This is a genomic window from Tenacibaculum finnmarkense genomovar ulcerans, from assembly GCF_900239495.1.
In the GTDB taxonomy this organism is placed as follows: Bacteria; Bacteroidota; Bacteroidia; order Flavobacteriales; family Flavobacteriaceae; genus Polaribacter; species Polaribacter ulcerans.
Genome location: NZ_OENE01000037.1, coordinates 1 through 1,566, shown reverse-complemented (window position 1 = coordinate 1,566; position 1,566 = coordinate 1). Strand labels below are relative to the sequence as shown.

Annotated in this window: 1 protein-coding gene; it reads right to left on the bottom strand. The window is 31.1% G+C overall.

Annotation, left to right across the window (positions count from 1 at the left end; translation table 11 throughout):
• Nucleotides 1–103: 103 nt before the first annotated feature.
• Nucleotides 104–1,132: a DUF4365 domain-containing protein gene (locus DPIF8902391_RS10455; protein ID WP_172505787.1), complete on the bottom strand. Its 1,029-nt coding sequence runs from the start codon at nucleotides 1,130–1,132 to the stop codon at nucleotides 104–106.
• Nucleotides 1,133–1,566 lie beyond the last annotated feature (434 nt).

Genomic DNA, 1,566 nt, shown 5'->3' with positions numbered 1-1,566 from the left:
TTGATGATTTACGAACCGCCGTATACGAGACCCGTACGTACGGTGGTGTGAGAGGCGCACTCCGACTATTTTAGTCGGAGCCGTCTACTCGATTGGTGGTAGTTTATTCTCCATACAATATATCATCAAATGAGTTTTTGTTTATTAATTGTTCTTGATTATATCCTATTTTAACTATTTCTTCATGTTCACGTACTTTTGGCACTATAATACTATGTACAAGTTTTAAATAAGGAACATCTTTTTGTTTCCAATAATATTTTCCATTAAGAACATAATCATTATATTTTTGTAATTCTTCCATAAGCTTAGGAGTCAAAACTAGTAATGGCTTTTTAGCTATTTGATTACTGACTTCATCAGCACCCCAATCTGTTTCTCTAGCCCAATATTCAAAATTAAATATATTATTTCTTTCTTCTTCACTTATATTGTCAATTTCCCTAGGCAATTTGTTTATGAGTATTTTAGCGCAATCTAAGAATGTTTTGAACATATCAAGTGATTGTACTTCTGTCCAAGCATCATAATGCCAAGTGTCAGTATAAAGCTCGAAAATTAACTTCAAATTGCGCAAGATTGTTTTGTGTGCATAAATAGTATCTACTACTCCTTTTTGAGAAGCTATACTTTTAAGTTGTGATACTCTTAAATAATCTGTAAACTGACTTTTAATAGGTTCTTTTAAGTCCTTTTCTTTAGTCAATTCTGAAATATCAATTTTAGGTAAGAACTCAATCGTTTTAGTAGAATTGGTTTTATCAAGTAGACATGTCGCTTGCCAAAAAAGGGGCTTAGAGATGTAAACTTCTTCAGTTTTCAAATCTACAGCAAAGGCAATAACGTGAGTTCGAAAGCTTAATTCAGTCCAATATAAAAGTGTAGATTGTTTAATTTTGCCAACTGTTGGAGTGCCATCTTGTCTTGTTGTAATTTCTTGAGCAGATTTAACCTGAGCTTTTAGGTAATTACCCATGACTCTGTCTTCATGTACAATTTCAATTTCAAAATCAATACCATAATCACTATCTGTAGCACTTCTAAAAATCCCAAGTTCCCTTAATTTATATAGCAAAATTGCAAAAGAATCAGATTCAGATTTATGTTGTTTTATTCTTTTAGGAAAATCCATTTATGTTAAGACTATTTTTTAATTACCACCAACGATTTATATATGGTTTGTTGCATTTTTGAAGCACTAAATTAAGTAAATAAAAACGGAATAGAAAATCCCCTAAGGATTTTCGTAAGTAGGCGAGTACTAGCAATAAATTATATATTTTGTTGCAAGTAGTTTGTTTTTTTTCCAATTCCAATTTGCTGCATTCCTTAAATTCTACAGCCGTTATAAATTCAGATTTTGGATGATAATTCGGTCAGTTTTATTCATTCCGTTTTTATTGATTTATGCGTCAGTATTTTAAATCAGCGGTTGCGTCAATTTTCCAATTCCATTTTCTGCATTCCTTAAATTCTACAGCCGTTATAAATTCAGATTTTGGATGATAATTCGGTCAGTTTTATTCATTCCGTTTTTATTAATTTATGCGTCAGTCTTTTAAATCA